Origin of the sequence: Pseudoalteromonas sp. APC 3250 (assembly GCF_030407915.1) — a bacterium.
Classification (GTDB): domain Bacteria; phylum Pseudomonadota; class Gammaproteobacteria; order Enterobacterales; family Alteromonadaceae; genus Pseudoalteromonas; species Pseudoalteromonas tetraodonis.
The window spans coordinates 1-18,947 of record NZ_JASDCM010000004.1 but is presented as its reverse complement, the minus strand read 5'-3'; the positions used below and the strand labels follow the sequence as shown (position 1 = coordinate 18,947).

15 protein-coding genes are annotated in these 18,947 nt (G+C 40.2%); 9 read left to right on the top strand and 6 right to left on the bottom strand.

Annotated elements, in window-relative coordinates; translation table 11 throughout:
• From QL986_RS05610 to QL986_RS05595, 4 genes are all read left to right on the top strand, one after another.
• The gene (locus QL986_RS05610; RefSeq protein ID WP_013462769.1) at window positions 1-963 is read left to right on the top strand and encodes a transcriptional regulator; all 963 of its coding nucleotides are present in this window, start codon (window positions 1-3) and stop codon (window positions 961-963) included.
• 426 nt (window positions 964-1,389) lie between these two features.
• Window positions 1,390-4,536 carry a DEAD/DEAH box helicase gene (locus QL986_RS05605; RefSeq protein ID WP_029609892.1) on the top strand — a complete coding sequence of 1,049 codons (3,147 nt, stop codon included), beginning with the start codon at window positions 1,390-1,392 and terminating at the stop codon, window positions 4,534-4,536.
• Between the two features lie 596 nt (window positions 4,537-5,132).
• Window positions 5,133-6,602: a DNA recombination protein RmuC gene (gene rmuC, locus QL986_RS05600; RefSeq protein WP_013462772.1), complete on the top strand. Its 1,470-nt coding sequence runs from the start codon at window positions 5,133-5,135 to the stop codon at window positions 6,600-6,602.
• A 104-nt stretch (window positions 6,603-6,706) separates the two neighbouring features.
• Entirely contained in the window at window positions 6,707-7,504 is a 798-nt protein-coding gene (locus tag QL986_RS05595) for a class III extradiol ring-cleavage dioxygenase (protein WP_013462773.1), read from the top strand.
• Window positions 7,505-7,576: 72 nt separating this feature from the next.
• Here the strand turns inward: QL986_RS05595 and QL986_RS05590 are convergent, their stop codons facing one another.
• A complete protein-coding gene (locus QL986_RS05590) occupies window positions 7,577-8,440 on the bottom strand; it encodes an MBL fold metallo-hydrolase (protein WP_029609893.1) in 864 nt (287 codons plus the stop codon).
• A 104-nt stretch (window positions 8,441-8,544) separates the two neighbouring features.
• On the opposite strand from QL986_RS05590, the gene QL986_RS05585 reads away from it, so the two are divergent.
• Both QL986_RS05585 and QL986_RS05580 read left to right on the top strand, forming a co-directional pair.
• Window positions 8,545-9,432: a LysR family transcriptional regulator gene (locus QL986_RS05585; protein ID WP_013462775.1), complete on the top strand. Its 888-nt coding sequence runs from the start codon at window positions 8,545-8,547 to the stop codon at window positions 9,430-9,432.
• 134 nt (window positions 9,433-9,566) lie between these two features.
• A complete protein-coding gene (locus QL986_RS05580) occupies window positions 9,567-11,903 on the top strand; it encodes a S9 family peptidase (RefSeq protein ID WP_013462776.1) in 2,337 nt (778 codons plus the stop codon).
• Between the two features lie 268 nt (window positions 11,904-12,171).
• Here the strand turns inward: QL986_RS05580 and QL986_RS05575 are convergent, their stop codons facing one another.
• Complete coding sequence (locus tag QL986_RS05575) at window positions 12,172-12,483, bottom strand: hypothetical protein (protein WP_013462778.1); 312 nt, start codon at window positions 12,481-12,483, stop codon at window positions 12,172-12,174.
• Between the two features lie 109 nt (window positions 12,484-12,592).
• Between QL986_RS05575 and nhaR the strand changes: the two genes are divergently transcribed.
• Window positions 12,593-13,486, top strand: a complete 894-nt coding sequence (gene nhaR / locus QL986_RS05570) for a transcriptional activator NhaR (RefSeq protein ID WP_024602465.1) — start codon at window positions 12,593-12,595, stop codon at window positions 13,484-13,486.
• 69 nt (window positions 13,487-13,555) lie between these two features.
• On the opposite strand, the gene QL986_RS05565 is transcribed toward nhaR, so the two are convergent.
• Both QL986_RS05565 and QL986_RS05560 read right to left on the bottom strand, forming a co-directional pair.
• Window positions 13,556-13,930, bottom strand: a complete 375-nt coding sequence (locus tag QL986_RS05565) for a hypothetical protein (protein ID WP_024602464.1) — start codon at window positions 13,928-13,930, stop codon at window positions 13,556-13,558.
• A gap of 65 nt (window positions 13,931-13,995) precedes the next feature.
• The gene (locus tag QL986_RS05560; protein ID WP_290191298.1) at window positions 13,996-14,805 is read right to left on the bottom strand and encodes a sulfite exporter TauE/SafE family protein; all 810 of its coding nucleotides are present in this window, start codon (window positions 14,803-14,805) and stop codon (window positions 13,996-13,998) included.
• Window positions 14,806-15,268: 463 nt separating this feature from the next.
• Here QL986_RS05560 and QL986_RS05555 point away from each other — a divergent pair, with 463 nt between their 5' ends.
• A complete protein-coding gene (locus tag QL986_RS05555; protein WP_010388779.1) occupies window positions 15,269-16,243 on the top strand; it encodes a DUF1852 domain-containing protein in 975 nt (324 codons plus the stop codon).
• A 31-nt stretch (window positions 16,244-16,274) separates the two neighbouring features.
• Window positions 16,275-17,315, top strand: coding sequence for a methionine synthase (locus QL986_RS05550; protein ID WP_024602462.1), 1,041 nt, complete (start codon window positions 16,275-16,277; stop codon window positions 17,313-17,315).
• Between the two features lie 320 nt (window positions 17,316-17,635).
• On the opposite strand, the gene QL986_RS05545 is transcribed toward QL986_RS05550, so the two are convergent.
• On the bottom strand, window positions 17,636-18,154 hold the full coding sequence (locus QL986_RS05545) for a hypothetical protein (protein ID WP_024602461.1): 519 nt from the start codon (window positions 18,152-18,154) through the stop codon (window positions 17,636-17,638).
• Between the two features lie 108 nt (window positions 18,155-18,262).
• Window positions 18,263-18,748, bottom strand: coding sequence for an abortive infection family protein (locus tag QL986_RS05540; RefSeq protein ID WP_290191297.1), 486 nt, complete (start codon window positions 18,746-18,748; stop codon window positions 18,263-18,265).
• Between the last annotated feature and the right edge of the window lie 199 nt (window positions 18,749-18,947).

Here is an 18,947-nt window from a genome sequence, read left to right as displayed (position 1 = left end):
ATGGCTAAAAAACGTAAAAATGACACCCGCTTAGATCCCTTTGCAACCGCTGTTGGCAGTAGCAGCTTAGATGCCCTTTTAGAGCAAGCCAATGCAGGCGATGTTATTCGTATGCCTGCTCCTAGTGATCCTAATCGGGAAATTACGCTTGTTTGTAAAGTGATAGCACATAACGAGATTGAAAACTCAACTCAGGTTTATGGTAAAAATCGTCGCGTACAAGCGCTTTTAAACGAAAAGTCAGTCGCAGATATTCTTCCTGCTATTAAAGAAGATGGCCGTAATCAGCACCCTGCTCTATTGTGGGAGCAAGGTGATATGAGCCTTGTATTAGCTGGCTCTAGACGTCGTAAAGCCTGTATTTTAGGTGGCGCAGACTACCTCGTATTGAGTTCTAGTGACTTTAGCGAGCAAGATGCCAAAGTACTTGCGGTTTCATCAGATCAATACATTGCCCCAAGTCTTTGGGAGTTGGGTCAAGCGTATCAGCAAACTAGAAACGATCTTATTCAACAAGGCAAAAAAGGCTCGTACCGTGAAATTGCTGTTATTGAAGGGGTATCGCATACAGCGATTGCTGATGCGATAAAAGCGTATGAGCAAATATCTGCAGATGTTATAGCCCTTTACCCAACAGCTAATCATGTTGGTAGAGAAGTTGCTAAAAAGCTGATTAACGCAAAGGAGCGCGATGAGGAAGCATTTAACGAGTTAGTTGTTGCACTTGCCAGCAATGATGAAATTAACGCCTTAGAAGCCGACGACAAGCGCGCTATGCTAATTACTAAATACCTAACTGCAGAGCCTAAAACAGCATCAAAACGTGAAGCGGTTTTAGAAAATGACTTTATTAGTGTGCAACGCAACCTTAAAAGTGGTGACGTTTCAATTAAAATAAATAATAAAGTGATGACAGACAAGCGCTTAGAGCAACTTACTAAGTTATTAAGTGCCTTTAATTAGTTAGTAATATCGTGATCTGTAAAAGGGGTTGGGTTAGTTAAAACATGATCTAAACCTCTTTTTTAGTTGGTAAAAATCTGATCTTTAGTGGCATAAAAAGGCTAAAAACATGGCTTAAACCATCAAGGATCATATTTTTACTAACTAAACACCTCCTTTTAATGCCATTTTTCACCTTGTTAGTAAAAACCTGATCTAAGCCTAACTAAATCTCCTTTTAAAGTTAATTAATTGTTTTTATTTTGTAATTTAAACGTACTTTTTTAGTGAGCAAAATTAAACAATGATCGCCAATTCGCTATAAACCAATTTTTTACTAACCAATCAGATCCAACCAGTTTATTTTAAAAATAATATTGCTTTAGCTCAGCGCTGATAAGGCATATACTGGAAAAATTGTTTTTAAATTTTAATACTTTGAGTGACATGTCTGCTAACTTATCAAAAAATGATTTAATGGCTATTTTTGAAGAAATTAAAAATGAGCAGGCTACCCAGTTTCCTCTTTCTGAGCGATTCATTAAAAAATTATTTAAACCCGCGGTGTTGGCCAAAGGAAAATCGTACTATAAAAACGGCCAAATCAGTTGGTTAGAACATAATGCAGATTTTTCTGTGGTTGACTCTACGGTGCAAGGTGATAAAGGAATCGCGTTCAACCAACGTATTGAGATCAGTAAATTACCAACTGGTTATTCGGTCGATACCCACTGTACCTGTAATGTTAAAACAAAATGCCGCCATTTGGCCGCTATTTTGTTAAAGCTTAAAATTGAGCATTCTGGTGAGTACGGTGAAGATTATTTTATTAATGATTGGTTTAGTGAACTAAGCGCACTTAAAAACACCGACCAAGCTCAACCCTCGCAAGTATTACTGTTTGTATTAGACATAGAAAACAACAAAGTATTTTTAACCCCTAAAATTGCCAACTACGATAAAAATAATAATTATGCACTTGGGCGAAATTTAACTGAGCAACAGCTTAATAGTTTTGTAACCCCTAGCGATTTGCTCGAAAGTGATTTTAGATTATATAGCTGGATCCGATCGCAAAATGCGGTCGGTAATATTGAGCTTAAAGGTCAATGGGGTTTTAATGCGCTGCAGCAATTACTAGCCACAGACAGATTATTTTTACAACGCTCTCGAGTACCTATTAAAGCGCAACCTGGTTTACCTCTTAACTTTGTTTGGGAAAAACAAAAAGAGGTAACCCAGTTAAAAATTCACTTGGATCAAATTCCTAATTGGGCGTTAATTAAAACAACGCCGCCTATCTACTTAGATTTAGATAAATATAAATTAGGCCGTATTCGTACGCCCCTCAGTGCTGATGAAATTGCGCACTTACAAACTATACCGGCGCTGCACGATACAAACTTTGACCGAATTTATAAGCAGCTTGCTGATAACTTTGGAGTAGGTGTTATTCCCCACCCTACTAATACACCAAGCACGCCTGTTAAGTCGTTGAGTAATGCCATACTTAAAGTTAGCATGTCGGGCTCAGTAATGGCTATTTCGTTATCGTTTAAGTATAAAAATAAAAACTATTTAGCGGGCACCGCGCCTGCAAAGTTAATTAATAGCGCCTTTGAAAACACCGTTACCAATGAGTTAGTCAACTTAGGCTTCGATTTTTGTAAAGGGGGTTTACACAGCGAGTTTATTTTTAGTCAGGAATCGGCTATTCACTTACATTGGCTAGTTCACGAGGTACTGCCCAGCTTTAAACAACGCGGTTGGCAAGTATCAATGAGCAAAGTTAATGTTGCTGATACTAAAAGCCAAATCTCATTGCATGTAAACAGAGCTGCAAATCATCAAATGCATAGTAAAGTAATGCTAAACGATACCAAAGTAGCCACCCTATTAAATGTAAATAATAAACTGTATGAATCGTTAAACCGTCAAAGTGAATTATTTTATTACTACCCTGTTGGCCGTCAATTTGGGGTTATTGATAAAGCAGCGTTTAATTTATTAATTGAGTTTAAACTGCGGTTTGAATTTATTAAAACCCGTGACGAATTTAACATTCCGCTTTCATACTTACCTGAATTAGTTCAGCACACAGCTATTAATGTAGAGCTACATGACCCGTCATTAGAGCGTTACCTTGATGAACTAAATAACGATGCACTGCTATCACCTAACACTGCCATTCATGGCTTACACGATTCTGTAGTATTAAGAGAGTATCAGCAAGAAGGCGTGGCTTGGCTTAACTTTTTAAAGCGTAATCAGTTAGGTGGGATTTTAGCGGATGATATGGGCTTGGGTAAAACGTTACAAGTGATTGCCTACTTAGCAAGCTCATACAATACACCGCAAGCAGGGCCTACGCTTATTGTGTGCCCTACAAGTTTAGTGAGTAATTGGCAAAACGAAATTACCAAGTTCGCAAAAAGCTTAAAAGTGACCACTATTTTTGGTGCACACCGAAATGATTCGTTGCAGCATTTGGCACAAGCGCAGTGTATTTTAACCACGTATCCGCTATTAAAACGTGACATTGCTTATTACTCACCGCTGTATTTTGAAAACATTATTCTTGATGAAGCCCAGTATATTAAAAACGATACCGCACAAGTTTCGCGGTTGGTAAAACGTTTAAATGCCGACTTTAAGCTTTGTTTAAGTGGCACACCAATTGAAAACAATTTATTTGAATTAAAGTCATTGCTCGACTTTGCAATGCCCTCGCTTTTAGGTTCACAGGCGCACTTTAAGCAGCATTTTCAAGGCCCTATTGAACGCGAAAGCAACATTGAACGTGCAGAGCAACTAAAAGCGTTAATTATGCCGTTTATTTTGCGCCGTACTAAAGCCCAAGTGGCTCAAGAGCTGCCGCAAAAAACCGAACTTATAAAAGAGTTTGAGTTTGAACCTAAACAAAAAGATATGTATCACGGCATTACGCGTGCGCTTGAAGAAAAGCTCATCGATTTATTTGCTGAGCAAGGTGTGCAAAAAAGTAAACTCGCCTTTTTAGAAGCCTTGTTAAAGTTACGCCAAATTTGTTGTCATCCTAAACTCATTGAACCTGAAACTGAGGCAGCCAGTGCTAAATTAGAATGGTTATCGAGCCACTTACCTTTAATGCTAAGCCTTGGCCGTAAGGTCATTATATTCAGTCAGTTTACCTCTGCCCTTGATTTAATTGCCGAGCGTTTAAATGAGCTAAATATTAATTTTAGTATGCTAACGGGGCAAACGCGTCATCGGGATAAAGTAATAGACGAATTTACCAGTGGTAACACTTCTGTGTTTTTAATTAGCTTAAAAGCCGGTGGCACAGGGCTTAATTTAACCCAAGCCGACACGGTTATTCATTTTGATCCATGGTGGAACCCTGCCGTTGAAAAACAAGCCACCGATCGTGCTTATCGAATTGGGCAAACAAACCCAGTGTTTGTTTATAAACTAATTATGGCTAACTCTATTGAACAAAAAGTATTTCAAATGCAGCAAGATAAGCAAGCGCTTGTAGATGCATTATTTACCGAAAAATCAATGAGTTTTACCCAGTTTGACGAACAACAAATGCTGTCTTTAATTAAAAGCTAAAATAATTTTAAAAAATCATGACGAGTTTTTGAACTTATTTAAATTGTAGGCGTCTATTAATATGCTTGGTTAAATTGCAGTTTCTCCAAGCTTTCATGTTGATATCCCATATAGTAGTTACTAGACATAGTAATGATTAAGCCAGCCAGTAATGCGCTGGCTTTTTTTTGCTTTTAAAAATATTTATTTTTTATTTAATTTATTTTGAACTAATCACAAATGGCTGGGTCTATTATTATGCCTGTAGTTGATGTGTTGTTATACAAGTTTCATGTTGATTTCCCTGTTTGATTACTAATTTAGTAATATTGAGCCAGCTTTATTAGCTGGCTTTTTTTATGCCTCAAATTCAACTTTTTTAAAATTATTTTGAACTAATTTAATCAGAGCGCGTCTACAATTATGCTTGTAGTTGATATGTTGTTTTACAAGTTTCATGTTGATTTCCCTGTTTGATTACTAATTTACTAATTTAGTAATATTGAGCCAGCTTTACTAGCTGGCTTTTTTTATGCGCTTAATTTAGTGTTTTACCCTACTGCTAAAGAGCGTAATTCGTTATGATGGCATGTCACTAAATTTTAAAAGTTTATTCTATGTTTACTTCGTTTTTATCCCATTTAGATTGGTTAAGTGTTGGTACTGGCGCTATAGCCGGTATGGCTATTTTCAGCGTTGTATCAGTCCAGTTAAGTAAAAAAATAAAGCGCCAAGTGAGTGAGCAGCAACAAGAGTTATTGTTATTACAAAGCCAGTATGAGCATACGCAAAATCAATATGCCTCTTTAGTGGAAGAGCACGACTTGTTAGGGCTTACTCATCAAGAGCAACGTGATCAGGCGCAACATTTTAAAACGCGATTAACTGAGCAAGAAAAACAAAGTCAACTTTATAATCAATATTGGCGTAAAACCGAAGCCGAGCTAACCGCCCTGCGCGAGCAATACAATCTGCGCGATGTCGAGCTTAATAATATACGCACCACCCTTGAGCAAAAGCAGCAACATTTCAGCGAGCAACTCGCCCATATAGAGCAAAGTAAAGAAACGCTTAAAAAAGAATTCGAAAATTTAGCCAATCAAATCTTAGAAGAAAAATCGCAAAAATTTAAAACCCTCAATCAAGAAAGCATAGAGCAGTTACTCAAGCCGGTTCAAGGTGAGCTAAAAGGCTTTAGAGATAAAATGGAATCTATTCACGTTGAAGACTTAAAACAACGTGCTGCGCTTAAAACCGAACTATTGCATTTACAAGCCAAAAGCCAAGCCATTACCGAGCAGGCTGACAAGCTCAGTAATGCGCTGCAAGGACAAAAGAAAACCCAAGGTAATTGGGGCGAGTTAATGCTTGAAAACGTGCTTGATAGCGCAGGACTTCGAGCTGGCACAGACTATAAACGCGAAGTGTCGTTTAATACCGAAGACGGCCGTCTTCGTCCTGATGTGGTGGTGTATTTACCTCAAGGTCGCCACTTAGTGATTGATGCAAAAACATCGTTAAATGCCTATACCCGTTATGTAAATGCCGAAACAGAGCTGGAATCTCAACAAGCGATTAAAGAGCATGTAAATGCCGTAACTTCCCGTATAAATGAGCTGGCCAGTAAATCGTATGACCGTTTACCAGGGATAAACTCGCCTGAGGTTGTTATTATGTTTGTACCGATTGAATCTGCGTTTGTAGAAGCACTTAAATACCAAAGCGACATTTACCAGCAAGCAATCGAAAAAAACATTTTGGTTGCTACTCCTACTACCCTGCTAACCAGTTTAAATATTGTTAAGCAGTTATGGCGCTTTGAAGAGCAAACTAAATATTCAAAAGAGCTGGCTAATCGTGCTGAGCGTTTTTACAGTAAGCTCAACGGCTTTTTAACCAGTATGGAAGGGGTGGGTAAACAGCTCGATAAAGCCAAAGAAACCTACGATAAAGCATTCTCTCAGTTATACCGTGGTAAAGGTAACTTAATTAAACAAGCCTCAGAATTTAAAGAGTTGGGTGTATCGGTGCAAAAAGAGTTACCTCAAGAAAGCGTTGAACGCGCTCACTTAGAGCTTGATGAATAAACACCACATATAATATTTGCGCACTGAGGTTGTGCGTTTATGTGGCTAGTTATTTACTAACTGCGCAGGCACTATAATAATATCTGTCCTTTAGGATTAACCACATGCAACGCCCAACCGTCTTTTTCATTTCTCATGGTGGCGGCCCAATGCCATTACTAGGTGATGCTAACCATGCAGAAATGCGAGCCTGCTTAGAACAAGTTGCCGCTACAATCCCAAAGCCTAGCGCTATTTTAATGGTCAGCGCGCATTGGGAAGCTCAACCAATTAGTATAACTGCGCACTCTTCACCGCCGCTTATTTACGATTACTATGGTTTTCCTGAGCAGGCGTACCAATTAACTTACCCTTGTACTGGCCAGCCGCAACTTGCTAATTTAGTACAGCAAGCGCTCGCAACACATAATATTGACTCAAAACTCGATCCACAGCGTGGTTTTGATCACGGTATGTTTGTACCGTTAAAAATTATGTACCCAGAGGCCGATATTCCTTGTGTGCAAATATCCTTGCATCCAAGTCTTGATCCGCTGTTGCATGTTGAAATTGGTAAAGTGCTGCAACGTATTGATTACGATAACTTATTAATTATAGGCTCAGGCTTTACCTTCCATAATATGCGCGCTTTTGGTGTTACCCAATCAAGCGATGTTAATCAGCAAAATCAGGCATTTGAAAATTGGCTGGTAAGCACAATCGCAGATCAAACATTAACCGAGCAGCAGCGTGAACAGCAATTATTAGCATGGCAGCAGGCTCCAGCTGCACGCTTTAATCACCCCAGAGAAGAACACTTGTTACCGCTACATGTATGCTATGGTGCTGCTATGTGTTCAAGCACTGAGGTATTTGAATTAAATATTGCCAATAAGCGAGCCAGTATGTATTTGTGGCAATAATAAAAAACACGCCAGACTTTGCTAGGCGTGTTTTTTGGTTCTTCTGCATTTATTGCAGCGGTTAAGCGGCAATTACCATTTCATTTCGCCTTTATGAACTTTAGCGCCAATGCTAAGAGCCATAGGTAATACAGCCTCTGGGTATGAGTTGGTCATTTTATCTATCAGCAGTTTACTGCTACCGCTACTTTGCTTAGCGTGTGCAAAATCCTTTAAATACTGAATTGAAAAATCAATATTTGCAGCATCTAATTGGGTGCCTGCTTTCATATGCCCTGGGATCACCACGTCAGGTTTAAGTGCTTTCATTTCATTAAGTTGTTTTGCCCAGGCATCTTGCTCTGCTTGAGTTTGCGCATCGGCCATCCATAAATGAACATTAGCGTATACAGCCACATTCCCTAAAATGGCTTTGTTATCAGGTATCCATAAATAAGGGCGATGATTATGCTCACCCTCTGTACCACGAATTTCAATGGTATGGCCTTCTATTTTTAAGCTATTACCATTAAATACCTTAGGAACAACGGGGTCCTTTGGGGCGTTTTCACCCATTTTTGGCGTCCAGAAAGCAAGTTTACCTTTAAGCTTTGCTGCTATTTTTTGGTGCACTGCCGGTGTGGTTATAATCTTTGCGTCAGGAAAAAACTGCTGTAACACTTCAGCGCCAAAGTAGTAATCAGGATCGGCTTGGCTAATAAAAATAGTTTTTAGTTGTTTACCAGAGTCAATTACTTTGGCGGCAATGCGCAGTGCATCTGCTTTGGTAAATCCGGTATCAATTAAAATTGCATCGGTACGGCCATAAACCAGCGTGGCATTAACATGAAAGCTATTGCTGTCAGCGTTATACACATCAAGGGTTAGTGGGGTTTCGTCTGCAATAGCGATATTGCTGGCTAATAGTGTGCTTAGTAAAAGCGTGCGTAGGTTCATAGTATTCTCATCATTGGTTGTTAATGCGAGCATAATAAAGGTTTGATATGTTCAGAAAAACAACCAATAATTAGCATCATTGTTTCATAAATCGTGCAAATACTATGGATAAACTCACCGCAGCGCAGGTTTTTGTGGATGTTGCCTACTCAGGCAGTTTTACTGCCACTGCCGATCGGCTTGAAATGTCACGCCCTATGGTTACTCGTCATATTGAGTCGGCAGAGGCCTGGTTAAATACGCGCTTATTGCATCGCACTACCCGTAAAGTAACGCTTACCACCGCCGGCGAGGCCTGTTTACCCGAAATAGAGCAATGGTTAGCACAGGCTAACCGTTTAGTTGAACAAACTAAAAGCCAGCAACAGTTGTCAGGTAAAATACGAGTAGCGACCAGTATGTCGTTAGGTTTTGCACAATTAGCCCCTATATTTACACGCTTTATGAAACGTCACCCTAGCGTGCAAATAGACATAGATCTTGAAGACTCAACCACAGATCTAATAGAGCAGCGTGTTGACTTAGCAATACGTATTGCAGCCAATCCTGATCCTTCGTTAATAGGTAAACCTATTGCCGAGTGTGAATCTATATTAGTGGCCTCAGCCAGCTACCTTGCTGATTATCCGCCAATAACGACACCACAACAGTTAAGCACTCATCAATGTTTAGGCTATAAAAACTTTGACCGATATATTTGGCATTTACACAACGGGGATGAATTTCAATCGGTTGATGTTAAATGTAATTTAAGTGCAAACGAGGCCACCACATTACTTCATGCAGCCATAGCCGGTGGTGGTATTTCAGTGCAGCCTACGTATTTGGCAAATCAATATATACTGGATGGTCGCTTGCAGCGTGTATTAGCGCCATGGACATTAAACCCAATGAAAATATATGTGCTTTACCCTTCTCGTCAGCATTTATCAGCAACAGTAAGAGCACTAATCGACACGCTCAGTGAAGAATTTAAAAATCCAGCATGGTAATTAATTATAAAAGTTTGGGTTTAAACCATAGCTTTGTGCGTTAAGCATGCTGATATTGTGTACGTTATTTTGTTACAGTAAATGTAATAAGCGCCTTAATCTATAAAGGTCAACAGACCCAAGGAACAATAACAATGAATCTGATCAAAACATCGGGCTTGGCACTGGCCATTGTTGCGGGCTTAGGCTTGCAAGCATGTTCAAGTACCAACATAACAACCAACAACAATGCAGCGATGAGTACCGTGAATAATCCATTAAGCCTAGCGCAAATTTATAAAGATAAAGAGTTTAAAACCCAGCGTAGCACCTACTTTAAGTGGCTAGACGATGGTACTGGCTACACTGTGCTTGAAGAGCGCGAAAGCGATAAAAAGCAAACAGACGACACCCAAGCCGATGACGAAAAAGAGCACGGCGTAAAAGGCAACGACATTGTATTTTACAATGCTGACGGCACAGGCCGTAAAGTACTGGTTGAGTTTGAAAAGCTGTTGCCAGAGGGCGCAGACGAGCCATTTGCAATCGAAAGCTATCAGTGGTCAAAAGACGGTAAATGGCTGATGGTATTTACCAACAGTGAGCAAGTTTGGCGCTCACGCAGCCGAGGCGACTTTTGGTTACTTAACCTTGAGACTAACCAATTACAGCAACTTGGTGGTAAAGACGTTGAGCCAACTAAGTTAATGTTTGCTAAGTTCTCGCCAGATAGCTCAAAAGTGGCTTACGTACGCGATAACAACATTTACATGCAATCGGTTGGCAGTAACGATGTAACCGCGCTTACAACCGATGGCTGCGCCACCATAGTTAACGGTAATTTTGATTGGGTATACGAAGAGGAATTCACCATTGCCGATGGTTTTCGTTGGAGCCCCGACAACAAATCAATCGCCTATTGGCAGCTTGATACCAGTGACGTTAAATTTTTCACTATGATTAACAACACCGACGAACTGTACCCTACCCTTAAAGAATTCCCTTATCCTAAAGCCGGTGAAACCAACTCTGCCGTGCGTGTTGGTGTGGTAAGCCTTAGTGATAAACAAACCCGTTGGGCTGAGCTTGAAGGCGATAACCGCGACCGTTATATTCCGCGTATTAGCTGGGCTGGCACCGGTAATGAATTAATGATTCAAGACTTAAACCGCCCGCAAAGCCATAACAAAGTGTGGTTGTTTGATTGGCAAAAGCAGCAACTGACCAAGATTTTAGAAGACAAAGACGATGCGTTTATCGAATGGTTTTATAAAGCAAACTGGTCAAAAGACGGCGAGTTTTTTATTTGGCATAGCGAACGCGACGGTTGGCGTCATCTTTATCGTGTATCGCGCGATGGCAAGACTATTATCGACCTAACCCCTGGCGATTACGACATTATTGATATGCTTACCATCAATGAAGACAAAAACGTGATGTATTTTATTGCCTCGCCAAACGATCCTGGTCAGCGTTATTTATACAGCACACCGCTTGATGGCAGCAGCAAACCGGTACGGGTAACACCTGCTGAGTTTGAGGGATCAAACAGCTACTACATGTCAAAAGATGCCTCATGGGCAATGCATACTTACTCAAAATTTGGTACGCCACCGACTAAAGAGATCATTAAAGTGAGCGATCATAGTAATGTAAAAACCTTAGTTGAAAATACAAAGCTCAAACAAAAGCTTGCTGAGCAAAGCTTACCAAAGCATGAGTTCTTTAAAGTAAACGCGCAAGATGGCACTGAGCTTGACGGCTATATTATGTTCCCAGAAAACATGGATAAAAGTAAAAAATACCCAATTGTTTTTTACGTATACGGCGAACCATGGGGCTCTACCGTGCAAGACCGCTGGGAAGGTAACAGTTACTTATATAAATCGTTACTAACGCAAAAAGGCTTTATTGTGGCATCGGTTGATAATCGTGGTACACGTGCACCAAAAGGCCGAGATTGGCGCAAATCAATTTATAAAAAAATTGGCTCAATTACCGTGCAAGACCAAGTAGACGCGCTTGATGCTATGGCTAAACGCTGGGATGTAATAGACACCGACCGTGTTGGCGTATGGGGACACTCAGGGGGCGGTAGTTCAACCCTTAACTTATTGTTCCGCCACGGTGATAAATTTAAAGTAGGCATTGCCTCAGCACCCGTGCCAGACATTCGTTTATACGACACCATTTACCAAGAGCGTTATGCGGGTAACCCAAATACCGATCCTGAGAGTTACGATAACACCTCGCCTATTACCTTTGCTAAAAACCTAACCGGTAAGCTATTGCTTATTCACGGCACAGGCGATGATAACGTGCATTATCAAGGCTCAGAGCGTTTAATTGACGAACTCGTTAAGCACAACAAGCAGTTTGAGTTTTTCTCATACCCTAACCGTTCACACAGCTTGCGCGAAGGCAAGGGCACCACTTTGCATTACCATACTATGATGGCCGACTTTTTTGAAAAGCACTTATTAAACAAGTAATCGCTTTAAAAAAATAAAATACTAAAGCCGCACACTAATTATTAGTGTGCGGCTTTTTTAATCAAAATGGTGCGGGGGTTTACAGCTGAGGTCAAAGGTTAAAGGAAAAAGGGCAAAGGTTTTTAGTTATTGTGAGTTGGGTAGAGTCGAACAAAGCCCAACAAGGAAATACTGCTCAATGGCAATAATTGAATCATTTATTGCTAAACATAACTTGGAATTAGAGAGGTATTAAAAAAGTAGCATCCTTGCTACTACAAGTGCGATATTAAGAGCTTGGTTGCGAAGGTTGATACTTATTAACGAGAATGTGCTGCAAACTTTTAAGTGCTCGCTTTATCGCTTGCAGCATACTTCTTCCCTTTGTATTTACATTAATACTGGGTAGCCCAGGCAAAAGAATATTAATTTTGCATTGCTGCAAAGTGCCGTGGCGATCACTCGAAAGATCATTTATTTGAATCTCAACTTTACGAATATTTAAAGCATGTTTTGCCAATTGGCTTTTTATCAACTTTAAAAGCGACATCTTTTCACTTGCGTTAATTATCTTGTTTTTAACTGTAAGTTTTAGCTTCATGCAATTACACCTTTTAATAGTAACTATGTTGCAGGCATGACTGTAATCTACTAACTTAGTGGCAAAGGAAAAAGCTGATTATTTCTTACTTTAAAACAGGTATTTTCGAATGATTACCAACATTAACTACAATCACTTATATTATTTTTGGCAAGTAAGTAAGCACGGCAGTATTGCAGCGGCGAGTAAAATACTTAATTTAACGCCGCAAACGGTGAGCTCGCAAATTACTAACTTAGAGCAACGACTAGGAAAACCGCTATTTATTCGTCAAGGGCGAGGCCTACAGTTAACGGAATTTGGCCATGTAACCCAGCAATACACCAATGATATGTTTGCTATTGCCCATGAATGGCTAGAAACCACGCAAGGTGATACCACGCACTATTCACGAACGTTAAAGGTGGGTATTTCAGACGTGTTGCCTAAATCACTGGTGTCGAAGTGGCTAGCGCCTTTAATTAATAACGACCGTATTACAAACTTACACTGTATTGACGGCCAACAAGATGAGCTGCTTGCACAAATGGCGATTCATAAGCTCGACTTAGTGTTAGCCGATAAACCACTCGATACCACCTTGCCATTTAAGGCGTTTTGCCATGAAATAGGTAAAAGCCAAATTGCTCTTTTTGGTAACGAAACATGGCATTCGCAGTTACATAAGCAGTTTCCGCAGTCTTTAAATAACAAGCCTCTAGTGCTCCCCGCAAAAGAAAGCCCCGTCGCGCGTGCTATTTATTATTGGCTGCAAGAGCAAGACATTGAAATGACAATAGCAGGCCATGTTGACGACAGCGCATTAATGAAGTCACTCGGTGAGCAAGGGTTTGGGATATTCCCTGCGCCTATTTTGGTAAGAGCCGAAGTAGAACGCCATTACGACGTTAATTACATTGGTAGAATTGATAATGTTTATCAGCATTATTATGCCTTTACACCCGACAGGCTCATTAAAGACAGTATTTATGACGAGTTTATAAAGCACGCGCAAATGACGTAGATTTTAGTTAACCGTCTTAAGATTAACGGGCGTCGGGGTGCGGGTTACGGATCTAAAACCTTACACTTCTCATACTTCAAATAAATATATTAAAAATATCAACAAAGCGATAAAGAATATCGGAGTGAGCAAATAAAATATGATATTGGCTACTATTTTATTGTTATCTCTAAACTTTAATATTTTTTGGCGTGCGGCAATTAAGGCTGGAAATGTAATAAACCCTTGGATACCGATAGCTAAAGTAATAGTAAGTTGCATGATAATAATTTGCCAGTATTGCTCTGGGTCATCAATTAACGATGCTTGTTGATAGTCGCTGCCTGTCGTTCCAAGCTGATGAGCAGTTCCTGTAATTAACCCTATAGTAGGTGATATCAAAAAGAACAAAGCAACACTTAAGATTGTTTTATCAACTTTATCCCTTAATTTAACTATTTTCATAGCATCCTTGCCTTAAAGTTTATTATTTCAAAATATATTCGCAAGCAAGCCTGCGAACTTTAACCTTATCGAGTAAACATATTGATTGCCATTACAATTAATAAGCCGGCAAATATTTTCTTTATGGTTGAAACTGGCAAATAATGGGTGGCTTTAGCACCGAGTGGCGCGGTAAACCATGAGGTGCATACAATACCCAATAAAGCGGGCAAATACACAAAGCCTGCAAATCCTTGTTTTAGGCTAAATAACTGGTTGCCTGAGCTGATATAACCCAGTGAACCAAACAGCGCTATCACAATGCCTGAGGCCGAGGCGCAGCCAATGGCTTTTTTCATATCAACAGAAAAAAACGTCAGTAACGGCACCAATACTGCCCCGCCGCCAATACCAATCATGGCAGACAAGCCACCGGTTATGGTCGTATAAACACTGAGTAACCCTTTGTTTGGTAACGGGCGCGCTATTGCTGAATCACTTTTACCAGAAAAAATCATTTTAAGTGCAATTAGCACCACACTTACAGCAAATACCAAACGCACTACATGCTCAGGTAACAGCGCAGCCATAAAGCCACTAATAAGCGCGCCAAAGGCAACGCCTACCATAACCCAAGGTGCAATATTCCAGGGTACATTGCCATTTTTATGATGCGCAATAGCCGACGAGGTCGAGGTAAATAAAATAGAGGCCAGCGAGGTCGCAATGGCAACCACCACTACTTGCTCAGGTGGCAAAGCATTAAAGTGCAGTAATATCATGCTGAGTATGGGTACAATAACCAGCCCGCCCCCTATTCCTAATAAGCCTGCTAAAAAACCAACACCGCTACCTAATATGGCGCAGTATATAATTAACACTATTAAATCACTCATTCCTTTTGTCTCTTCTTATGTTAAGGGTTGTTATGCTCTGTGGCGGTGAGTTGCGTGTAAAAAACGTTTAATAAAACATCTAAGCTCACCAAGGTTTATTCGAGTATATCAACAACCGTTTATGCAAATGGCACTTTAAGTACTTATAAGTATTGAATAATACTCACGTTTTGTATGAATAAATCACAACACCCGTAAAAACATCTAGAAATCTAGACTTCTAAAGCGGTTTTTGTGAGAGGGTCATAGGTAATTAGCTGAATTTACCCATTTAACTTTGCTACAGAATGAATCTGGCTCATGTTTTACCTGAAATAATACCGTTTTTCTTCATGCTACATAGCGCGTATAAATTTATTAACTCTGCAGAGCACCATTACAGCTAACCCGTTATGTCGGTTTTAACAGCGAGTAATGCGCCATCAATAAAAGCAGCAACAACTCAAATTGAAAGGATACGGCTATGAGCACTGATCTTACATTTACTATTAAAAGCACTAACTTGGATGAAAACTATCATCCATCAAATAACACACGTATTACGACCAACTTCGCTAATTTAGCAAGGGGTGAAAGCCGCCAACAAAACCTGCGTAATACCCTAAAAATGATCAACAATCGTTTTAATGCTCTGGCTAGTTGGGATAACCCACAAGGGGATCGTTACGAGGTTGAGCTCGAGATCATTTCGGTTGATTTAGACATTGCAGGCAGTGGCCAAGCATTTCCGTCAATTGAGGTATTAAAAACCAATATTATTGACCGCCAAACCAACGAGCGAATTGAAGGCATGGTGGGTAATAACTTTTCATCCTATGTGCGCGACTACGACTTTAGCGTGTTATTGCTTGAGCATAACAAAAGCAAACCGCAATTTAGTATTCCCGATAACTTTGGTGACTTACACGGTAAGTTGTTTAAATGCTTTGTAAACTCAAATACCTATAAACAGCACTTTAAAAAGCCACCGGTTATTTGTTTAAGCGTGTCTGATAATAAAACCTATCAGCAAACCGAAAACTTACACCCCATTTTAGGCGTAGAGTATCAGCCTAATGAGTCGTCGTTAACAGAGCAATATTTTAAAAAAATGGGCTTACAAGTGCGCTACTTTATGCCACCAAACAGCGTTGCACCGTTAGCCTTTTACTTTTTTGGTGACCTACTTAACGACTACAGCAACCTTGAGCTAATTAGCACTATTAGCACCATGGAAACGTTTCAAAAAATTTATCGTCCAGAAATTTATAACGCCAATGCCGCCGCAGGTAGCCGTTATAAACCAAATTTAAAAAATGATGATCATTCATTAACGCAAATTGTGTATGACCGCGCAGAACGAGGTCAATTAGCGGTTGAGCAAGGCAAATTCACCGAGCAGCATTTTATTAAGCCTTATCAATCAGTGCTGCAGCAGTTCTCAGCAAGTATCGCTTAATCACACAACAAAATTAAAGGCAGCATTTATTATGAAAAAACTATTACCCACATCATCTGCTGGCAGCTTGCCAAAACCGTCATGGCTTGCTGAGCCCGAAACCTTATGGTCACCGTGGAAATTAAAAGGTAGCGAGCTGGTTGATGGCAAACACGACGCCTTGCGTATTTCCCTACACGAGCAACAAACCGCAGGCGTAGATATAGTCAGCGATGGCGAACAAACCCGCCAACACTTTGTAACCACCTTTATTGAACACTTAAATGGCGTTGATTTTGAAAACCGCAAAACGGTTAAAATTCGCGACCGTTACGACGCCAGCGTACCCACTGTGGTTGGCCCTGTGTCTCGCACTAAATCGGTATTTGTTGAAGACGCCAAGTTTTTACGCCAGCAAACCAGCCAACCAATCAAATGGGCACTGCCAGGGCCAATGACCATGATCGACACCCTGTATGACGATCACTATAAAAGCCGTGAAAAACTAGCATGGGAATTTGCTAAAATACTCAACCAAGAAGCCAAAGAGTTAGAAGCCGCAGGGGTTGATATAATCCAATTTGATGAACCCGCTTTTAACGTGTTTTTTGATGAAGTAAACGACTGGGGCATAGCCTGTCTAGAGCGAGCCATAGAAGGGTTAAAATGCGAAACTGCCGTGCATATTTGCTACGGCTACGGCATTAAAGCCAACACCGATTGGAAGAAAACCCTCGGCACAGAGTGGCGACAATACGAAGAAGTATTCCCTAAGCTGCAAAAATCGAATATTGATATTATTTCGCTAGAATGCCAAAACTCACATGTACCCATAGAGCTACTAGAACTCGTACGCGGTAAAAAAATAATGGTAGGCGCAATCGATGTAGCCACCAATACCATAGAAACTCCCGAAGAGGTGGCAAAAACCCTACGCGAAGCACTTAAATATGTTGATGCCGACAAACTCTACCCCTGCACCAACTGCGGTATGGCACCCCTGCCCCGCGATATCGCAAACGGCAAACTTAACGCCCTAAGCAAAGGCGCAGAGCTAGTACGTAACGAGCTATTAGCAGCGAATGTCGCTTAATTCTTAGTTAAAGCAGCTGTAAAAAAGCCACACCTTAACACATGTTGAGGTGTGGCTTTTTTAATCAAAATGTAAGGGGGGTTTACAGCTGAATTTAGAGGTTCAAGGCAAAAGGCAAAAGGTGAAAGGTTTTAAGTTTGTTGAATATTGGTTGAGCTAGTACAAATAATTAAACCTAACCGCTTGGTATTATTGATTGAGTGGGAGTGCCCCATTTGCAGAGAATGTCAACGCCTCGCTTAATCGGCGCAAAATAGCAGGCTAAAATTAGCGACGAAGGAGCGCAAGCCTGCTTTTTTTAAGCGTTTGTTAGCCAACTTTTATGTAAATTCTATAAACATTTCAGTCTTTAAAGAGTCTGGGTACCTTGGTATTTGATACTTATCAAGTATTTCTTCCCAGTTTGAAAATGAATAAAATAGAAACATCATCAATAACTCACTTTCACCATTGGATTTTTCAATGATAAAAGAGTCTCGACTGTGTGTAGTAGAGCTAGTTTGACCATCAGGGGTGATAGTAACCAACTCATCTTTAATATCGTTTACCTTCGATACGGTACTTTTTTTGTCCGCCATGAGACCAAAGTGTTTGGAAGAATTAGCTATGTCTCTACACCACTTTAGTCGTTCATAGGTATTACAAACTTCATGAAATTCTTTTTTAGGAATAGAAAGGTGTTTAATACACCAATCTCTTAAGGAATGCGCTGTTATGCAGTAATTGAAAAGATTATCAGCGGTATCTACTTTGGAGTCTGAAGTCCAAGCCCTTCTTCCCTCTCTAGCTAGTTTTAAAAAAAGGTCTTTCGGTTCTTGATAAATGCTTATGATTGACATACTAACTCTTGTTGGCTAACGCCCGCCTAAGCGGTGCAAAATGCTTGGTTATAATTCGAAACGAAGTGACGCAAGCCAAGCGTTTTGCATCCGTTCTTGGGGGGTCTGTTATTTTTTTTGTGCATCATAAGTTGAAACCAAAAACAAAGCCATTGAGCCAGCTAAGTTTACTGACAATTCTGCATGCCTTGCTTGTGGTTTAACTGGTTTCTTACCTTGACCGTGTGCATCACCCAGCTTATTTCTTAAAGAGCCAAGTCCATTAACTATACCGCTACAACCACCAAGTATTTGCTTGAAAACTTGTTCACCATGTTGCTCAGGTGCTAAGTTTAACTCTTTAGCTGTGAGCTTATAAAGTTCAGACAACTCAATAGAAGTGGCGTTGTATCTAACTCCTTTATCATCGAGTATGTGTTTACAGATACTTTCTAAAATAGTCCTAGAGATTGTTATTGCACCCTCTGGATCTGTGCTTTTTCTTTCCAACGCTTTACCCCAAGCATAATGAATGCTTTCGGAATCAAATTTCTCTAGGACTTCTGATATTGATTTCTGAGCAGGATGAGTCTCGCCACTTTCAAGTAGTTCCAATATTGGGCTAAAAGCATTCCAAATGTGCTGTCTGCGATCCGCGTAGTTATCATGTTCGTGTTTAATAAATTGTGAATCGCCCCGTGTTTGCCAGAGACTCAATAACTTGAGAAACTGGAACTATGAAAAAATCAAATCGCTATACATCAGAATTTCGTGAACGTGCAATTAGGCTTGTTACCACACAACAGCATGAATA